General features: G+C 43.8%; 1 protein-coding gene. It reads right to left on the bottom strand.

Annotation, left to right across the window (positions count from 1 at the left end):
- A partial coding sequence (locus KE503_RS14365) for a hypothetical protein (RefSeq protein ID WP_212385716.1) occupies window positions 1-825 on the bottom strand: 825 nt, incomplete at both ends.

Here is an 825-nt window from a genome sequence, read left to right as displayed (position 1 = left end):
TATTGGAATTCTTGTCATAACTGTAATGGTAGGATTCCATGACTTTTCCTGTCTCAAGATCTGTGTACGTCATCTCTTTGACACGGTCAAGGCTGTCATAAGTGTAGGCTTTCTTCACTGCCTGATCACTGCTGTTTAACAGATCTCTGTAGTCTTTGATCTCTTTGACTTTGCCATAGCTGTCATAAGTATAGCTTCGTACTGTCTTTTCTGTACTGCTGTCTCCTGACTGAACTTCTCCTTTGATCTTTGTCAGCCATCCGTTCTGGTCATATTCATATGCTAAAGCCTGAACTCCGTTCTTTGTCGTTGGATAAGTAACCTTTGTAAGCTTTCCATCACTGTCGTAATGGTATCTGATCTGGTGTGCTTTGATCTCATCGGCTGTCGGTTCGTTTTCCTGACTTAATTCTGCATATCCTGTTGTCTGTCCTCTGCGGTCATACTGATATTCTGTATAACGTACGGCTGTTTCCTCTGATCCGTCGATCTGATAGTCGATACTTTCCAACAGTCTGTCATTGATATCGTAACTGTAGACCGTCTTTAAGGTCTTCTCTCCGATACTTTCTCCTGCTTCCCCTGCTTCATAGGACTCTGTCTTGATCAGGCGGTTCTTCCTGTCATAATCAAATGTCTTATAACCGCCGTCTGCATAGGTTTCCCTGATCTTGTTTCCGTTTGTGTCATAACTGTAAGCTGTTGTGATCTGTTCTTCCCCGTCTCCAAGATCCGTGGTGCTTTCTGTCAGTCCTGCTTCATTTGTCACTTCTTTGTTGACATGTCCGTTGGCATCTTTGACACTGGTCGTGGTCTTTCCATCCG

Source organism: Anaerostipes sp. Marseille-Q3525 (genome assembly GCF_018223505.1).
GTDB lineage: Bacteria > Bacillota > Clostridia > Lachnospirales > Lachnospiraceae > Anaerostipes > Anaerostipes amylophilus.
This window is presented reverse-complemented; position numbering and strand designations above follow the sequence as displayed.